3 protein-coding genes are annotated in these 19,141 nt (G+C 71.6%); all 3 read right to left on the reverse strand.

What is annotated here, in order from left to right; translation table 11 throughout:
• Positions 1-105 precede the first annotated feature (105 nt).
• Positions 106-477: an SH3 domain-containing protein gene (locus CUT44_RS14245; protein ID WP_199185707.1), complete on the reverse strand. Its 372-nt coding sequence runs from the start codon at positions 475-477 to the stop codon at positions 106-108.
• Positions 478-1,158: 681 nt separating this feature from the next.
• The gene (locus CUT44_RS14250) at positions 1,159-3,969 is read right to left on the reverse strand and encodes an SAM-dependent methyltransferase (protein WP_100202342.1); all 2,811 of its coding nucleotides are present in this window, start codon (positions 3,967-3,969) and stop codon (positions 1,159-1,161) included.
• Between the two features lie 331 nt (positions 3,970-4,300).
• Positions 4,301-19,042 carry a DEAD/DEAH box helicase family protein gene (locus CUT44_RS14255; RefSeq protein WP_100202343.1) on the reverse strand — a complete coding sequence of 4,914 codons (14,742 nt, stop codon included), beginning with the start codon at positions 19,040-19,042 and terminating at the stop codon, positions 4,301-4,303.
• Between the last annotated feature and the right edge of the window lie 99 nt (positions 19,043-19,141).

Genomic DNA, 19,141 nt, shown 5'->3' on the forward strand with positions numbered 1-19,141 from the left:
GGGAGTTTCGGGGCGCTGGTGGCCGCATCTGACACGCCAGGTGCGGCCACCAGCGGAGCGGAGGCCACGCGAAGTGGCCTCCGGCGGTCTCCGTGGGCTATGCCGTCACCTGTGGCAGTCGGGGTCCTCCGGGATGCACGTCCGCACGTGCTTCTCGACGTAGCGGGTCGCGACCCAGCCGGACTTGTTCCGGTTGGCGCCCTCGCTGACCTTCAGGTACGACCACGAGCCTTTGGTGCAGTACACCCGGACATCGGTGCTGCGGGAGAGCAGGCCCTTGGAGGTGTAGCTGGTGCTCGGGCCGCTGCGGAGGTGCACGGCCGACGCGGTGGTGTAGCCGTTGTAGTCGGTGACGTTCTTGGTGCAGGCCGAGGAGCCGACGGCGGCGGCCGACGGCGCCATGGCAACGGCGCCTCCGGTGAGCAGCGCCAGGGTGGCGGCGCCGGTGGCGACGCGGCGCGCGATGGTACGACGCATGGGTGGCTATCTCCGTCTGGTGTGGATGGATGGACCTCTGGAGCGGCCTGCGTGGTTGGCGACCGGGTGGCCTTCTCCAGCGGTGTGCAGCAAGCGCGGCACCGTGGGCTTGATCTCAGGGAGCAGTCAGCCCTGGTGCCGCAGGCGCCAGGAGGCGCCCGCTGCCGTTGCCCGTCGCGGAGAGCGGGAGACATGGGAGAATCAGCGCTCCGTCTCGTCACGCACGGGATGGATGGGCCTGGGGCGGCTTCTGCGTGGTTTGGCGACCGGGTGGCCGCCCCAGGCGGTCTGTGGAGATAACGCGCAAGGCGGCTTCGGGTGTCGCCGGGCAAACGGCCAAGACGCCGTCACCGGCGGCAGGGTCGCAAAAGCAGGCGCAGGCATGATTTCCCCCGTGGAATCAACGGCTACCGCCCTAGGCGGCGCGGTCTTCCAAGGACGCTAGACACAAGACCGCCCCGTGCGCACTGTGCAGCGTGCACTGCTGGGGTGTGCACCGCGTGCATGCCCGAAATGCCCTGTGCAAGGCGCTGCATATGCCGACAGCATGTTGTGCAGCATGCACTATCGCATCGGTGCGTGATCACACGGTTGCTTTCTGCGCCGGAGAGTTCGGATGCGACTGAGGGCCTGACCACCCGGAAGACGTCCGGATGGTCAGGCCCTCAAAGGGAGCCGGGGCTACGGCTTGCGGGCGACGAGCGCGTAGGCGTTGATCTTGTCGTTCTCCAGCAGCTCACCGGAGGTCTCCGGGCGCCAGCGGTGCACGGGCACGACTCCCGGGGCGACCAGCTCCAGCCCGTCCATGAACCCTTCGATGACCTCTCGGCTGCGGAGCTGGCCAGTGACGCTGCCCCGGCCCGCCGCGTTGTAGATCGCCTCCACTTCGGCCATCATCTCCGGAGCGAAGTCGTCCGTCGCGTGGGTGAGCACGACGACGCTGCCCGGCGCCAGGGCTGCCACGAGCCGGCGGACGATGCCCGCGGGATCCTGCTCGTCGCGGATCAGGTGCAGCAGTGCGCACAGATACAGCGCGACCGGCTGGCTCATGTCCAGCGTGTCCGCCAGCTCTGGCGAGGTGAGGATGGTGCCGGGGTCGGTGGCGTCGGCGTGGAGGTAGGCGGTGCGCCCCTCGGGAGTGCTGGTTAACAGCGCCTGGGCGTGGGCGAGCACCATGGGGTCGTTATCGGTGTAGAGCACCCGTGCGTCCGGGGCAGTCTCCTGCACGACCTGGTGGAGGTGGGGAGAGCGCGGGTCGGGGATGCCGGTGCCGATGTCGAGGAACTGGCGTATGCCGACCTCGGCTGTGAGCCAGCGCGCTGAGCGGCCGATGAAGGCCCGGTTGCTCAGTGCCGCCTCCCTGACCTCCGGCCAGATTCCCATGATGCGCTGGGCGATCTCCGTGTCGGTGGAGTAGTTGTCCTTGCCGCCGCCGAAAGCGTTGTACAGGCGTGCGCTGGAGGCCGAACGGTGGCCCTCGGCGCCGTGATCGTCGTCGTGCATGCGCCCTCCGTTGACTCGCTCCCCATCACCGGGGGGAGCTGCTGCAATTGCAAAGGGCGGCAGTGTATCGAGGAGGTGTTCCCCCGCGCGGTCGATCACCAGGGCCAGGAGTACGTCGTGCTGATCGCGGCCGGTCTCGGACAGAGTTCGGGAGAGCGCCGACGAGACCTCGGCCAAGGTCCGCGTCAGGGTGTTGCGGTGCCTGCCCAGGGCATCGGCGGCGTCCTGGAGACGGCCGTTGCACTCCGCCCAGGTCGTCAGCGCTCCCAGGTGCCCGGCGGGGTCCTCCAGCTCCGCCAGAGGGGCGAGCAGCTCGGTTACCCAGTCCCGCGCCCCGCTCTCGCCGAGAACCTCCCGCAGGGACGGGGAGGCGGTCCCGGGCGGCGGGGCGGGCAGTGCGTCCAGGTCCAGTGCCAGGTGCAGCACCGCGCGGTGGGCCAGCTGGGAGCGGTCGAGGCCGACGCGCTTCGTCAGGTCGGCGAGTCTGCGGCTGAGGGTGTTGCGGTGCAGCCGGGGCGACACGGCAAGATCCGTGCCGTCGAGGGCAAGGGGCGCGCAGGCGGTACCGGTTTCCTCCCTGTCCAGCAGTTCAGCGGCCCGGCTCGGTCCGTAGGACAGGGCCAGGCGGGCGCTGCCGACCAGCTCCCGCCGGTCCGCCTCGGGAAGGTCCCGTAGCGGGGCCAGCAGCCCGGCGGCCCAGGCTCGCGCCCGCAGGGACAGACGGTGTGCCAAGGGTGTGGCGCCCTCGTCCACCCAGGTGCGGCTCTCCTGTCGATGCGCTCTGATCAAGGCTTGCTTTGCCGCGGTGTGGGCGGACTCGATGTCTGTCCAGGGCACCGGCTGGCTGATGCCCGCGGCTCGCTGTCCGTGCGCGGCGATTACCGGGCGCAGCAGGTCTGCGGCCGCGGCTGCGTCCTTGCCGCGAGGGTGCAGTACGAGGACGTGCTGGTACTCCACCGGGCAGGCCACCAGCGCCCGCCGCTCCAGCGCCGCATCGCACGCCTCGGCGACGGCGGCCCGCTCCTCGCCTGGCCCGCACTCCACCACGCACACCTCGGCGACGTCCGCTCTGAACAGATCCGGCAACAGCGGCGCGGCCGTTCGTATGGCCTGCGGCACGTCGCCGGCCACGAGGTGCTGGATCACCGCGACCTTCACGGCCATCGCAGATTCCTTGAGCCGCCGCTCCTGGGCCCGCAGCGACAGAGGATGGCGCAGCAGCGCCACCTGGCTGGCCGCTTGAGCGACCAGTTCGCTCGCACGGCGCGGCCACGGGGTGTCCCGAACGGCCGCGAGGACCTGGCGTGGAACGGCAGCACCCATGGCGTGCAGGCGCATGTGGCGCCCCGCCACTGCTACGGCCGCGCTGTCCACCTGCCCGGCGAGCAGCTGCTCCAGCACCCGGCCGTGCTCGGCCAGGGCCGCCCACGTCCCGTCATCCCGGGTGATCACGGTGACAGTGCTGTCCGTCTGGTCGGCCAGCCACCGCAGCAGGGGCCCCGGCCCTTCGCCCTGCCGGTCCAGACGGCGTGTCTCCGCCAGCAGGTCAGCGGTCTGCCGGACCTGGGCCGTCAGAGCTTCGGCCAGCGCCTCCAGAACGAGGGCCTGGAGCTCCGGCACCGTGCACGGACGGGTGGCGACGAGCAGCGGCAGGCCACAACCGTGCGCGGCGGCCAGCAGCTCGGCAGTCGCCCACACCGGCGCCGGAGCACCAGCGTGCAGCGGCAGGGCCGGGTCTGCGACCGCGACCGCGACCGATCCCCTGCTCGCCAGGGCCCGCAACGCTGTCCGCGGAGCCGCCAGCACCCGCTCGTCGGCAGGCGGCGCGATGATCAGCCCATTACTCCCAGTGTCCTCGGGCGGGTACCAGTGCGGCCCGAGGGTTCTGACCGTCTCAACGGTCCGGTTCTCCGCGCGAGGATCCCCCGCCGCGTCCAGATGCCGGAGGATCGCTCCAGGCTCGGTACTCAGGTCGTAGGTGGTCAGCATCGGCTCCCCATAAGGGTGTTGGGGAATCGATCTTCACGCATAGACCCGTCGGCACCAAAAGGGTTGAAGCCGCGCGTACGGCAGTGGTCAGCCGCGCGAGTGCGGTCTTTCCTCTGAAGGTCAGACCCGGCACCCAAGACTCACCTCTTAAGAGGTGAGTCTTGGGTACGCAGGCAGAGCCCTCCGCCGCGTTTGCCTCTACGACGACAAAAGCCCCGACTGCACGGTTACGCCGAGGGCTCGCGGGTTATCTGGCCAGACTTACCAAAGAGGCCGGAACCGGCCGGACGCAGAAGACTGATGGTCGCCAAACGCCCAGCCAGAAGGCCAGTCAACGCGGGTTTGGTTTGCGGGCCTGCCGCTGCTCAACGCCATCGGGGCGCAGGTGTCCAGCTTGCTCAGCACCGTTGGCGGGCTTCTTCGCTCCCCGGTTAACAGTGGTAGACCGGCCTCGGGCGGCCGCCGTAGACACGCGTTTGGTGGCGCCTGGCATGGGCCGGGCCAATGCCTCCCCGAGGCGGCGCATCGATGGGATATCCACCGCGGCGGAGGCGGCATCCCGCGGCCCTGGCGGCGGCCCGCTGCGGCCCCCACCGGGGGAGGCGTAGGCGCTCGCGGCATCCGCGACGCCCCGCAGAGCGTCGGCGGCCGGTGCGTCCGAGCCGGTTCCCTCGCCCCGCCGCCGCAGGCGCCCCGCCGCCGCCTGCGCCCATCCGGCGACCTTCTCGCACGCGGTGATCGAGATCTTGCGGAAGAACTCGCCGACCCGGTGGTCCCCCATCAGCCGGTCGAAGTGCTCCCCGGCCCGCTCCTTCATCACACGGAACAGGTGGCCGAACGCGCCGCGCACCGTCTGGATCTTCTGCCATTCCGGAAAGTTCTGGAGCGCGGTGGCGTGCGTGTCGGCCTGCTGTAGGGCAGCGTTGACGTCGGCCGCCTGCTGCGGTGCGGACAGGGGCGCCGCCGCCTCCGCCGACTCGGCAGGGGTAGCAGCGTCCTGGTCCATGGCAGCGGGCGGTGCCGCCGGCGTGGCGGGGGCGACGGCCTCAGCGAAGGCCCGTTGCAGCGTCGCCAAGTCGGCGTCAAGGTTGGCGACCAGGTCCTGGGCGGTGCCGTTCCCCGGCGGCACGTGCTCCTCCCAGGCCTCCAGGACCGCATGGAACTCGGCGCGGACGTCCAGCGGCCCGGCCGGGGGTTCCGTCACCGCGGTGTCCGCGAGCGGGGCCTCTGTGCCGGTCCACAGCGGCAGCTCGCCAGGCTGCGCGGCGACTTCCGGCTGAGCTGCCTGGAGGGCATCTTCCAATGCCCGGCGGATGCCGTCGACGGCGGCATCGAGGGCCGGACCGCCGTCCTCGGGCGGTGCGGCGCCGTCCGGGCTCTCCGGACCCGGAGCAGCCGCAGGCTCCGCCGGTGCTGCCGAAGAATCCTCCCGTGCCGTCTCGCTGGTCTGTGAGTCCGGGACTTCGGAACTCTGGAACTGCGTGGATTCCTCGGGTGCCCCGGTGCCCGCCGGGGCGGGCGCGGGCTGCACCTCGGGCCCGGGCTCGGTGGGAGCAGCCTGTTCACGGACGGCGGCCCGCTCCGCCTGGACCGCGGCGAGCGTGGCTTGCACCTGGCCCTGTAGACGCCGGGAGTCGTACAGGAGAGAGGCCAGCGGGAAGGCCAGCTGACCGCGTACGGGATGGCCCGGGTCGACCGGCAGCGCACCGCCCCAGGCGTTGACGGCCCCCTGCACGGCGTCGAGGTGCTGCGTCATCTGCTGCGAGCCGTAGCCCTCGGACACCGCGGCCGCCAGGCCGTCGAGGGCACCGCCCAGCGCCCGGAAGTGCTCGTTCTGCTCGAAGTCGGAGTAGGCCCGGGCCGCGGCGAGGGCCACCGACTCACGGTGCTGTAGGGCGACGTCGCGCAGGGTGGCCCGCAGCACGTCCACCCGCTGTCGCGTCTCGTCGCCGACGGCCGCGCCCACCGGCGGGCCATAGGGGTCGCCGGTGAACGCGGAGTGCATGACCGCCGCGTGGGCGGCCGCTTCCTGCGGCTGATCTGCCAGGTAGGTGAAATCGGCAGGTTCGGCGGCCAGCTGTGCGAACCAGCCGCCGTCGCCGCCCGGCTGGAGCATGGCGACGACGAGGTCGTCCCGCAGTACCTCGCCGGAGTCGACCGGCTGGCCGTCCAGCCCGGACAGGCGCAGCCGGTAGCTGGAGTCGCCCGCGAGCGGGGCCGTCTCGAAGTAGCGCTGCGGTGCGGGCGGTTCCTCGGTGATCGGTTCGTCCGGGGCATGGGTGGGCTCCGGAATCGGCGGGGTGGTCATGGTCGGCTCCTCCGAAGCGTCTCGCGCCGTCTCGTCACTGGGGGCGTCCTCTCCCGCCGGGGTCGTCGGCGCGGCCGTCGTGTCGGTCTCGGGTGTCTGCTGGTCGCCGTCCGTCGTCTGGGGTCGGTCCTGCTCGAGGAACGACGCTTCGCGCCGTGCCTCGTGCATCCCCTTATCCGGGGCTGCGCCTGCGGGCTCCGGCGCGTCCTGGGGGAGGGGCACACGATCCGGCGCCGGATCGCTGTCCGTGGCGGTGTCGCCCGGAGCGTCGTCGACGGCGGCCGGCGGCTCCGGTACTTTCTGGGGGTCCGGCGCTGGGGCGTTGTCCGTGGCGCTCTCCGTCTCGGTGTCCGTCGCGGGCGGCGTGCCCGCGGGCGGTTCCCCGAGGCCTTCGGTGGCCGCTGCCGGTTCGTCGGGGCCTGGCTCGGTGCGGGTCTCCGGGGCGTCGTCGGCATCGGCGGGCGGTTGTTCGGCGGCCGCGCTCTCCGGGGTGGCGGTGTTCTGCTCCGCCGAGCTCGCGGTGAGGGCGGCCAACTCCGCCTCGAAGGCGGCGACCGTCGCTCGCGAGCGGGAGGCCAGGAGGCGGGCGGCCTCCCGGACCTGTCCCAGTGGGCCGCGCAGGTCGTCGCTGACGACCGCCTCCAGGGCGCCACTCCAGGCCGCCACCGTGTGGACCTGGCGCACCAGGTCGTCCGGCGAGCCCACCGGGCCCTCCCGCAAGGTCCGCTCGGCGTCCTGGTAGGCCGCCGCCAGCTGGGCGATGGGGTTGGTCGGATCACCGTCGCCGTCGGGGCGCTGCTGCCGGTCCGCTTCGTGGAAGCGCTGGACGACGGGCAGGGCGGCCCACCGTGCGAATGCCTCCCCCAACCGGTCGATGTCCGCCTGTGCCTCCGCGTCGGTGGTGTACGGCTCGGCAGGATCAAGCGACGGCACGTCCATGTCCAGGAGCACCACGTCCAGCTCCGGCAGTTCAGCAGCCGCTGCCGACGTCTCCGGGTGGTGGGCCTGGTGGTGCGCCTGAGCCAGTGCCTCACCGGCGGGGGCGCGGCCGGCGTACTCGGCGACATCGGCGCGCTCGGTCCAGCTGCACACACACCACGCCTCGACCCACGTCCTGCCCGGGCCGCCGAGGGTGACGGCCGTCGCGTGCGGGGCACCGTCAGCAACCGCCGTGGCGTGGAGGCGGAGTCGTTCGAGCATTGGCGCCCACGCGGACATGTAGCTGTCGACGGCGGTGCAGGATGCGATCAAGGTCCCCGCTTGGTCCTCGATCAGGAGCGGCGCCAGGTCACCGGAAGCGGTGCGGCCTTGCCACTCCCGGCGGACTGTGTAGAGGGCGCCGGTCTCGGCGGTGATCGTCCACGAGCCGTCAGGGTTGTACTGGATTGCCTCCGACTCCCCGACTTCCGGCAGTATCCACAGTCCGGCGTCATAGTTCATGCGGCGGGCGACGGTGAACCCGGCGGCCAAGTCCCCGCCAGTCTCGGCCGCATGCTCAGCGACGGCCGCCAGGGCCGCGCTTCTGCCCTTGCCGGAACCGATGCTGATCACGTCCCACCGGCCCGACGGTTCTACACCGTGCCAGGTCGCCCGCCACATGATCCCCTGCGCGCCCTTGCCCTGGTTGTCGTGGGAGATCTCGTACTTGCCGACGGTCAGCCCGGGGCCGGTGACGGTGAACTCATACGGGGACGGCCCGCCGTTGCGGCCCTTCGGGCTGACGGTCAGCGTGTTGACGTCGACGACCTCGGGCGCCGCCTCCTCAGCAGGCTCCGGCGCCGCGTCGCTGCCCTCCGCCCCCCAGCCGGCGAGTTCGAGGACTGCGAGGGCCACGCGGTCGGCCTCGTTCGCCGCTTCCACGCGGGGCGTGCCACGCCGGGCGACCAGCGCGACCCGGTCCTGGCGTGCTGCGGCCACTTCCGCCGCCGCCCGCTTCTGTGCCGCCGCGTCCCCGCCCGCAGCCTTCACCTCCGCTCGCGCTTCCCGCATGGCGCGGTCGTCACCGGCTTCGCACGCCTCGGTGAGGAGCTGACTCGTCAGAGCCTGGGCGGGCCAGGGGGCGGTCTCTCCGGCATCCAGTGCGGCCGACAGCATCTGTCCAGCAAGCTCAGCGATTCGGTCGGGCCACTGCTTCCAGTGCAGGTCGACCACCTTCGGATCACCTTTGGCCAGGCTCTCAACCAGGCTCTCCACGTCGTGGTAACTGATGCGCCTGTCCTCATCGTCCAGGAGCCGACGAGACAGGCACCGCGCGCACATGGTGTAGCAGCCAAGCTCGCTGCCCTGGTCGTCGACGACGGCGACCGTGTACCGGGCGCCCGAGCGCTTCGCACTGCACTTGCCGACGTACGGCGCCGACGCATCGCAGTACGCGTCCGGTGTGTCGGCCATGTCATCCGTGAGCTGGGCCACGACGTGTAGCCGCGCGTTCGGAATGGCGGCCCGGGCTGAGTGCCAGATCTTCCACTCGGCGACGTACTGCCGGTTATCCGGGCCCTTCCGGGACCAGTCCTCACCGGTGCGGCCCTGCGCGCCGTCCGGGTCGGTCAGGTGCTCCCAGCCCCACCGGCACGACGCGATAAGGCCGACACTGCCGAACCGGCGGACCAGGTACACGTCCTCTTCGAGCTGGACGCGGTCCGTGGTCGTCTCGAACTGGGGGGTCTGCGCCGTCAGGTGCCCGTACCGGGCCCACAGGGAAGCGAACCGGGTACGAGTCGCCGAGTCCTCACGGATTCGCTCCAGCACGGTGGTAAGGGGCCGGTCCTCCACGTTCGCGTCCCACCAGTAGGAGCCGTCAGCGTCGTGACCGGCCTCCCACTTGTCCTCACCTGGACGGGAGTACGGCACAGGGCGTAGCCGGAATGTGTGCCCGCCCGCCGTCGTCAGGACCCAGCCCGCCGCCGGTTCGCGCCAGTCGGTGAACGACACGGGGGCGATCGTCTCGCCCTCGACGAGCGCCGCCCGAAGCTGTGCCTCTCGCCCGTCGTCGGCCATTACCAGCTGGGCAGGCGGTTCATCATCAGGAACGGTCCCGCTGCCCGTGGTCGTCTCCGGCTCCACCGGGCCCTCTGCCGGGTCCTGTGCCGGATCGCCGAACAACCCGAGCTGTTCTGTCCCTGCGCCGGGCGCGGCCGCGCTCCCCTTTCTCCGGGCGCGAGTTCGGTCGGGGGCGGGTGTTGGCGTGGGCTGCTCGACGTCGGCTGGCGCCGCCACGAACGGGTCGGGCCGCCAGGCTCGGGGATCGTCCGGGCGGATGGCCGCCAGCAGGACGGCCAGTTCCTCAGCCGCCCGGGTCAGGTAGGGCGCGGACGTGTCGGCGAAGTCGGCAGCCCAGAGTAGATCGTCATGCACCAGCGCCAGGTCATCCGCGAGGTCCGTGCTGGTGAGCTGTCCAGCACTCAGGTTCTCCACGACCTGCCGCAGGGCCGACAGGCGTGCGGCGGCTTCCTGGTCCTCGCCCGGGTAGCTGGGGGAGAGGCGGATCGTGCCGAGCGCGGCGGTGAGCGTCCAGGCGGTGTCCGCGTCGATGGCCTCCCGGGGCACGGGCATCTGGAGGGCGCGGGCCACCAGTTCCGCCACCGCCGCCTGGCTGTCTTCGAGCAGAGCCGATACGGAGTCCCTGTGGCCGAAGGGGGGCCGACTCTCGAAGCGGGGCCCGGGCGCCTGCCGCATCTCGGCAGGCCGCGACTGGTCATGTGCCGCCCCCACTGTCTGGTTGAGGTCCGTGATGTAGCCGATCAGTCGACCGTCGAGCCAGACGGTGGAGGACGACTCGCTCGTCGGGATGATGTCCGCCCGGCCCGCGTACTGGGCCAGCTGCTCGGGGCCGCCGAACCGCTGCTCGGACTGTTGGAGGGGCTCCGGGGTGTCCGACGAGGACGTCGGCGGGGTGGCCAAGATGACGGAGGGCTCAGGAGGCGCGGGCGGGGTGCCTTCCGGGCCGGCGGGCGCGGCTTCGGTCTGCGCCTCTTCCACGGTCATCTGCCCGTCCGGGACGCCGTCGGTCTCCTCCCCTTCCGCGTCCGTCTCCGGCTCATCCTGCGGGGCCGGGTTCGGGACGCGTTCCGGCGGCACGAGGCCGAACTCCTCGTACAGGTTGGCCGTCCCGTGCCCGTCGCTGTCTTGCTCCGGGGTCGGCTCGGTCGGCTGCTGGCTGGTGTTCCGCTGTTCGGCCGTCGGCGGGGATGCCTCGCTGTCCGCCGGTTCCGTGTCCAGCTTGTGCAGTTCACGCAAGGCGTCATAGTGCCTGCTGGTGCCGTGCTCCGGCTCGCGCACCATGTAGTTGCCGTTCCGGGTGTAGCTGATCACGGTGCCGATGAACTCAGGCTGCGGCACGTAGGTCTTGCTCCACGTGTCGTAGTTCATGGGGGTTACGCGGACCTGCTCGCCGGGTGCGTACAGGGTGGTTACGTCTTCGACGGCGGACGATTCCACCTCTGCTGACTCCGCCTCGCGAGTGGCAGCCTCCGCTGCCTTTGCCTCGGGGTCTACCTGCCGCACCCGAGCCTGAGACAGGGCACGCCGGTAGTCGGTCAGCGTCACGTATCCGGGCAGAAGGCGGCCGCCAATCTCCGCCCCGGAGCGCTCAGTGTCGAACGTCCAGCGCTTAGCGCCTTCCGCCTGAGTCCACATCAAGGACAGAACGGCGAGCGACTCCCCACCTTGGTAGTTGTCGTGTGTCGTGCCAGAGGCCTCGCACTCCCACACACCGAGCAATGATTCCTCGTCCCCAACGACGATGGATCCGGCGCGCAGCGCCACGGCCCATCCCGCCGCCTCCGCCTTAGACGCGAACTCGATCATGGCGGACGGAACGCCCTTACGTCCCACGTTGGACGTATCCCACTGGCCGTAGGCACCCACCCACCAGGAGCGGTCGATCGCCGTGCCCGCTGGGCGCGTGATCCGGGCGACAAAACCAGGCTCGGGCCGCTCCTCTGTCCCGGGGCCGGGCTCGTCCTGTGTTGCCGGGGCCGGGGCGCGGTCGGGCTGCGCGAGGTCGAACTCCTCGTCGCCGGACGGCTCACTGGTCCGTGAGTCCGGAACTTCGGGAGTCTGGGACTCCGTGGGTTCCTCGGTGCTGCTGCCGTCCTCTGGCTCCGGCGGGGCCTGCTCCGGCGGTGCTTGGGCCCCGTCCGCGGGACGAGTGCCGGAGCTGCCGGTGGGCCTGGCGGCCGTTTCGTCGGGCGCAGGCGCAGGCGTGAGTGCCGGATTCGGCGCCGGCGCGGGGGCGGCCGTGGGAAGCTCGGGGGCGGGGGTCGTCGCGTCGAACGCGGCGAGGGCGGCCGCCGCCTGGTCGACCTTCGCCTGATGGGGTGCGCGCTGCTCGGCACGCTCCGCGATGGCCTTCTTACGGCTCTCGGGAGTGCGGTACCTCTCCGGGTCGAGCATGGACTCGGTCAGCTCCGGGAGCTTGTCCCGCTCGGTGATCGCGCCGACCACGGCATCCAACAGCTCCACGCGGCGCCGGGCGTGCTCGATGGCCGGGCCGTAGTCGACCGAGGCCTGCTGCGCGGTGAGCAGCGTGATCTCGGCTTCCAGCACCGGAAGGCGCTCGCGGTCCATGAGCTGGTGGTCTTCGGCCTTCTCCAGCGCGGTCGCCAGGCGGCCGATGATGGTGGCGCCGAACTTCGGGTTGGCCAGGTCGCCGATGGAGCAGACGGATTCGCTGTGCCGCAGGTTGGGGAAGCCGACGTGGGCGCGGATCTCGCCGCCGTCCAGGATCTCCGGCTGTACCGCGAAGTCGAGCCCGCCGAAGGTGCCGATCGTCGTCCACGGCCCCATTCCGAGGCTGCTGTGGCCGCGCAGGGCGTCGGCGACGGCCTGGCGTACGACCGGACCGGCCTTGCCGCGCTTGTCGAAGTCGCGGCCGCCGACCCGGATCTGGAAGGCGTCGCCGCGGATCGTGGCGGTGACCTTCGGCAGGGCGGCGTCCCGGAGGGCGATGGCGCGCTGGGTGCTGGCGAGTTCGTTCTCCTTGGCGAGCAGCAGCTCCGCCTGGCGGACGCGGTCGGCGGCCGCGTTGCGCCGGTCGGCCTCCAGGCCCTGGAGGTGGACCTTGGCCTCCATGAACTGCCGCATGAAGGGGTTGCCGCCGATCTCGGCGGCCATCGTGGCGTAGTCCCAGTCGCTCGCGCCGATCTCTTCGACGGTGTCGTTGTCGTCGTCGCCCTCGCCGGGCGGACGCTGGATGTCGCGCAGCCCTTCCGCCTTGGAGGTGAGCAGTCCGACCTGCCAGGCGTCCATGCTGCCCTTGGTGGCCAGGAAGTAGATGTTCACCTCCTCGTGCTGGTTGCCGGGGCGGATGACGCGGCCGTTGCGCTGGATCATGCTGGCCGGGGTCCAGTCCTGATCCAGGTGCATCAGGGCGTAGGCCCGGTTCTGGCCGTTGAAGCCGGTGCCGAGGACTTCGGTGGAGCCCATGAGGACCGCGATGCCGCCGTTGTTGGCGGCCTCCGACATCGCGGCCTTCTTCTCCGGGGTGGCGTTGTCCTGCGCGAACTGGACCATGTCGCGGGGCACCCCGCGGGCGGCGAGCAGGTCGCGCAGCTCGGCGTAGGCGTCGAAGCCGCCCTTGTTGTTGCCGCCGGGGGTGCCGCTGTTGCAGAAGACGAAGAACAGCCCGCCGGGGATCGGGTGCGGGGTGTCGTCGCGGCTGGAGACGGCGTAGGTGCGGTCCTTGTGGGCGTGGTAGCCCGCCGCGATGATGTCGGCCGCCGTCACCAGCTTGTTCGCCGCGGGAGCGCCTGCGTCCACCAGCCGGGGGTCGAGCGCGACCGCGCGGCCCTCGCCGGAGACGGCCAGCATGTTGTCCTCATCGCGGGTGACGTCACCGGCGTGGATCGCCTGGCCGCGGGCCACCAGGGTCTGGAGCCGGGCGCGCTGGTCGGCGGTCGACTCCACCAGCACCAGTTCCGGGGCGCCGCCGGCGAGCTTGGGCCGCTCGATCCCGACGTCGTCGCCGGTCTTGGTGTCGGTGGCCAGTCCCCACATCGTCTTCATCGTGGACTTCGACACGAACCGGGAGAAGCGTTCGACGATCGTCAGGCCACTGCCGTCCGGCGCCATCTCGATGCGCTGGACCTTCTGTCCGAAGGTCTCCGACCACAGGTCCGGGCCGTGCACCCCGAACTGGTCCAACAGCCACGGCGTCGCCAGTTCGAGCACTGAGTACTGCTCGAAGATGGAGTTCTCCATCGGCGTGCCGGTGCCGAGGGTGACGGTGGGGCGGCCGCCGTGGACCTCCGCCACCTGGTGGTGCCACCTGAGCTTCTGGTGCAGGTCCACTGCGCGGACGCTCGCGGTCTCGCCGCCGGCCTCTTTGGAGCGGAAGCCCACGGCGGTGAAGCGGTGCGCTTCGTCGACGAGCGCGTAGTCGAACCCCAGGTCCTCCCAGTACACCTCGCCCGGGGTGCGCATCGGCGCGTCGTTGCGCCGGATGCGGGCTTCCACCGTGGTCAGGCGCCGTTCCAGCTGCATCAGCGCGAAGGCGTTGTGCGGAACCCCCCGCTCGCGCTTGAGCTGTTCCTTCAGTGACTCGATCTCGCGGAAGAGGTACAGCTCTTGCTGCTCGGGGCTCATCCGGATCGACCCGAACGCGCCCTCGGTGAAGATGACCAGGTCCGGGGTGTTCGAGCGCAGCCACTCCAGGACCCGGCGACGGTTGCCGTCGGCGAGGTCGTCGGAGGTGATCAGGTGGATGTCGGCGTTGGGGTAGAGCAGTTTGGCCTCATCCAGCCACTGCCGGGCCAGGTGCGGTTGGACCACCGCGAAGGGCTTGGCGATCTGCCCGGAGGCCTTGAGTGCCTGCGAGCCCATCACCATCGTGGTGGTCTTGCCGAGGCCGACCTCGTGCGCGAGAACCACGCCCCGCTCGAACTGCATCCGCGCGGCCGCCGAGAGCTGCCACGGGTGCGGGGTCCGCTCGGTGGTGAACCCGGCCAGGGTCGGGGCCAGACCGTCGTAGCTGCGGACGACGTGCCCGTTCATCTGCCAGTTGTAGGCGTCGGTGAGCAGCGCGACCCGGGCGGTACTGGCGGTGCAGTAGTCCTCGAACGCCGACCGCATCGCGTCGGCCTTGTAGCGCATCGCGCGGGTGGCGTCCTCGTCCACCCCGTCGCCGCCGAGGGTGTTGACCACCATCGAAGCCCGCCCGAGCAGGGCCTTGGCGATGTGCACCGCCGAGCGCCGTTCGGTGCCCTTGAGCGCGTTGATCGCATCGGGCACCTTGCCCGCGGCCAGGGACCAGCCGTACCGCTCGTTGTGGCTGACCTGGAGGGTCGGATCGCCGAGGTACTCCCGCAAGAAGCCCTGCACGAGAGACGCGGGAATCCAGTGCGCGCCGAGCTGGGCGGTGAACTGCCCCAGGCGCTTGGGCGGCGGCTGCACCGCTTCCAGCGCGGCGACGTTCACCGCGTACGTCGGGTCGGTGGCGGCCGCCTCGCGGGCCTGTTCGAGCTTCACCCGGACCGGCCCGGACAGGTAGGCGCCGGCGTGCTCCAGCTTCTTGGTGACCGGGTTGTCGAAGACCTCGGTGCCCAGGCGGCGGCGGGCCTCTTCGGGGGTCGTGCCCAGCAGGGAGGCGATCAGCGGCAGGTCCACGCCGCCGGTGGCGCCCATCACGGCCGTCAGTGCCGTCTTCGGGTCGTCGGTGGGCTCCAGGCCGCCGCGGCGGGTGCCCGGCCGCCGGGTGAGGACCTCGGAGGGCACCGGCCGGTCGTTCGCCCGGTCCCAGTGCTCCAGACCCAGGACGACGGCGGCGTGCGGGTCCTGGCGGAACCAGCCCCAGCCCGTAGGAAGGCGTTCGTCGTCGTCCAGCTCGACGCCGGCGGCGCGGGCGGCGGCCCTGGCCTCGTCGGTCGGCAGCGCCATCCGGGTCTGCCGGGGCCGGGACAGCGGCCCGTGCGCCATGGTGTAGGCGGCGTGTAGCCGGGCGAGCTGGCTGCGGACCTCGCGCGCACGGTCGGGGTCGCTGCCGGTGCGGTCCAGCTCTTGCAGTTCGCTCGCGGTGTCGCGCAGCGACAGCAGCATCCGCAGCTGCTCGGTGCCGGTGACACCGTCGGCGGTGATGACCCGGACCGGGTCCTCGCCGTTGACGTGCTGCCAGATCTGCCCGTCGTCGTCCGCGTAGAGGCGGCCGGTGAAGTCCGTCGCGTGCTTCTCGCGGGCGGTCTGCAACAGCAGCGGCGCGCGGTCGGGCCCGTCCTCGTGCGGGACGTAGCCCTGGCCGTCGGCGACCGCCGCGGCGGCGGAGGCCTCCATCCGCTCGCGCAGCAGCCGGGGGGCTTCGCCCGGGTCGCCCTGCACCGTCACCCGCGGCCCGTACGGCCCCGTCTCGGACGTCAGGCGTCCCAGCACGTTCTCCGGGTGCTGGGTGAAGTAGGCGTTCACCGCCAGGGTGTTGCCGCCCAGGTCCCGCTCCGGGGCGTCGATCCATCTCTGGTCGCCCGGTTCCTCGCCCTCCGCACGGCGGCGGAAGACCAGCACGTCGGCGACCACGTCGGTGTCGGCGGTCTCGCCGAAGGTGCCCGCCGGCAGGCGGTACGCGGCCGCCAGGTCGCCCCAGCGGGACATGGCCCGGCGGGCGGAGGTGTCCTCGCCGTCCAGCGTCCACCGCGAGGTGATCACGGCCATGTAGCCGCCCGGCCGCAGCAGGGCGAGCTGCTTGATGATGAAGCCGTTGTGCAGGGAGTGCCCGGTCGCGCCGTAGCGGCGCTCCCCGAACGGGGCCTGCGCGAACGGCACGTTCCCGATCACCAGGTCGAACGTGCCGACCGGGGCGTCGGTGTCGGTGAACGACTCGGACAGCACGTTGGCGTGCGGGTAGATCCGGGCCGCGATCGCCGCGGTGGTGGGGTCCACCTCAACGCCGGTCAGCCGCGCGGTCTGGGGGGCCACCCCGAAGAACGCGCCGGACCCGCACCCGGCCTCCAGGACCTCCCCGCCGTCGAAGCCGTACGCGGCCAGGCCCTGCCACATCGCCTCAGCGACGCCCTGCGGGGTGTAGTGGGCCGACAGCACGGCCCGGGACGCCGCCCGCCACTCGAAGGGGTCCAGCAGCTCCCGCAGCTCGCCGCGCACCCGGTCGTAGGACTCCCAGCGGGCATGGTCCGCCTCGAATCTGCCCTCCCACTCGCCGCCGGGCTGGTAGATCGGCTCATCGGGGTCCGGCTCGTCGAGGAACACGGTCGGGACCGAGCCCCAGCCCGACCAGCGGGCCAGGATGCGCTTCTCCTCGGTGGTGGCGCCGCGGCGGTCGCTCTCCAGTGTCCGCAGCACCTTGATGGCTTCGAGGTTCGCCTCAGCGCGGGCCAGCGGGCCGCGCGGCAGGTCGGCCGGGTCGGGGCGGAACCGCGCTACAGGTTCTCCAGCTCCCTGCGGATCGCCGCCAGCTCCACCGCTTCCGGACTCAGCGGCGCCGCCGGGCTGTCCGGGTCCTCCGGCGGCGGCAGCATCTCGCGCAGCACCTGCTCCCGCGCCGTCGCCCTGATCTGCTCCAGCTGCCCGACCCGGGCCTGGTAGCCCGTCTCCGGCTCCAGGGTCTCCTCCAGGTCCTCCTCCGCCGCGGCGATCGCCTCGCTCATCTGCGCTCCCAGCTTCCGAAAGTGCCGGTCCGGGTCCTGCATCGCCGCCAGCTCCCGCGGCCGGAACTCCTCCCAGTGCCTGCGCAGCAGCGTCTCGTACTGGCTCGTTGTCGCCATCGGCCTCGCCTCCCTCTTGCTCGTTGACGGTACCGGCCAGCGCCGCCATCTGCGCTGCCAGCCGGGACTGGTCCACCCCGCGCCGCTCGACGTCGCCGCCGACGGCGCGCACCTGCTCGATCACTGCGTTGATCCCGATGAGCGCGGCACCCATCGCCGGGATGCGCCGCTTGGCCGCCTCCCTCTCCCGCTTGGGCAGGTCCTCGTTCAGCGATTGCTCGCGCAGGTCCTCCGTGGTCCGCTCCGCGATCCGCGCCAGCTCCCCGAGCAGTCCTTCCTCGAAGTGGAACGGGTAGGCCCGCATCACCTGGTTCGTGAGCGGGTTCACCACCTTCGTCTGCGTCGGCAGCTGGTAGGAGGTGAGGAGGGTGAGCACCCGGTCGTACTCGCGGGACAGTTCTGAAGGCCTGCGCCGCAGCCATGACACCAGCGGGTCGTAGGCGCTGACCGGCAGGTCCACTTTCCGCTCCGGGCCCCAGGTGCGCCGCGGCAGCGTCTCCGGGTCCTGGTCGTAGCGCCGCACCAGGGCTGCCATCGCGGCCGGCGCGGAGTCGAAGTCACCGATGCTGCTGCGCTGGTCGTAGTGGGCCAGGGCCCGGAACTTCTGCCCCTGGCGCTCCATGTAGCCGTAGGTGTGCACCGAGCCGTCGATCAGCACCGTGCGGCGGCTGGTGATGCTTTCGCCCAGCTTCGCGCGGGCCGCCTCCGGGTGCTGCTCCATGCCCCGCTGGAACCACTCCGCCTCCACGGCCTTCAGCCGCGCCGCCCGGGCCTCCTTGACCGCATCGCTGTAGGAGTAGGCCGACTGCTCGTTTCTGGCGTTGAGACTCGATCCCAGCTCATTGTTCTCGGCGATCAGGTCTTCCAGCGTCATCTCGCCCACCGGCGTCCGCTCGCCGTAGGACCGCGCCCGGCGCGTGACCCGCTCCTCCTGGACGGCCTTGCGGTAGTCGGTGACCTGGTCGTACAGCTCGTGGCCGCTCGGCAGATATGTCCACACCGGGCCGATCTGCTCGTGGGCGCTCTCCAGTGCCTCATCGTCCAGGTCCGCCGCCGCCGGACCGGCCAGGAGGGCCTGGGCGGTGCGGGCGTACTGCTCGGTGCGCACCGCCTTGTTGCGGCGTGCCAGCGTCCGGTGCTCCTCGGACGAGGAGTGGAACGGCGTCTGGTAGAGGTTCTTCTGCCACCACTCGTACTCGGCAGCCAGTTCCTCGTTGCTCAGCTCCGTGACCGCCGTCGCCGTCGCCACCCGTTCCAGCAGCCGCTTGCCGCGCTCCTCCTGCAGCGCCCGGTACCGCCCCTCCACCGCGGCGCTGTAGTCCCGGGACCTCTCCATGGCGGCGGCGTCCTCCGCCTCCACCAGTTCCTCGTACGACAGGCCGGTGAGGTCCAGCGGCTCCGGCTCCGGCTCGGGCTCGGGCGGGGGAGCGGGCGCGGCCGCGGCCGCGGCCGGCTGGGCCTGCTGCGCCAGGGCGGCCGCGGCCGCCGTCGGCGAGGCGACCAGGTCCTCCGGGGTCTGGCCCGGTCCGAGCACCACGATGTTGCGGTCCTGCCGGGCGAACGCCTGTAGCACGGCGGCGAGGTTGCGGTCGCGGGTTTCCGGGTTCCACCTTCGGCCGGTCACCCGCGCCTGCCGCTGCCCGGACCAGTACAGGTTCCCGGCCTTGACCGCGCGCACGTCATCGTCGTCGTACTTGTCGGTGCCGTACACCGCGGCGACACCGTCTTCCTCCCACCGCACCCAGACCTTGTCGCGGACACTCGGGTCGCTCGCCGCCCGGTGGTGACGCGCGGCCAGCATCGCGAAGGACGACAGCCGCCTGTCCCCGTACCCGTCGCTCACCAGGCGGGCGTCGCCGACCCGGCCCACCGCGACGCCGCCCCGGCGGGAGCCGGAAGCAATCTCGGTGCCGTCCGGGCCGAACACGGTGACCGAGTCTCCCTTGATGAGCGCGTGATAGCCCGTCACCCCGTCGACCGGCTCCGCCCCTTCGGGCAGAGGCAGCGGACCAGGCGAGGCGGCCGATTCCGTCTCGGACGCGGTCTCCGGTTCCGTCCCCATGCGCTTTTCCCCCTGCCACGTAACTCCCGTGGCACGTCAGCACGTACATGCCACGTCGTCCCCATCGGACCCTACCGACCAAGGTCGAAAACCTCGATC

It is taken from the genome of Streptomyces carminius, from assembly GCF_002794255.1.
Taxonomy (GTDB): Bacteria; Actinomycetota; Actinomycetes; order Streptomycetales; family Streptomycetaceae; genus Streptomyces; species Streptomyces carminius.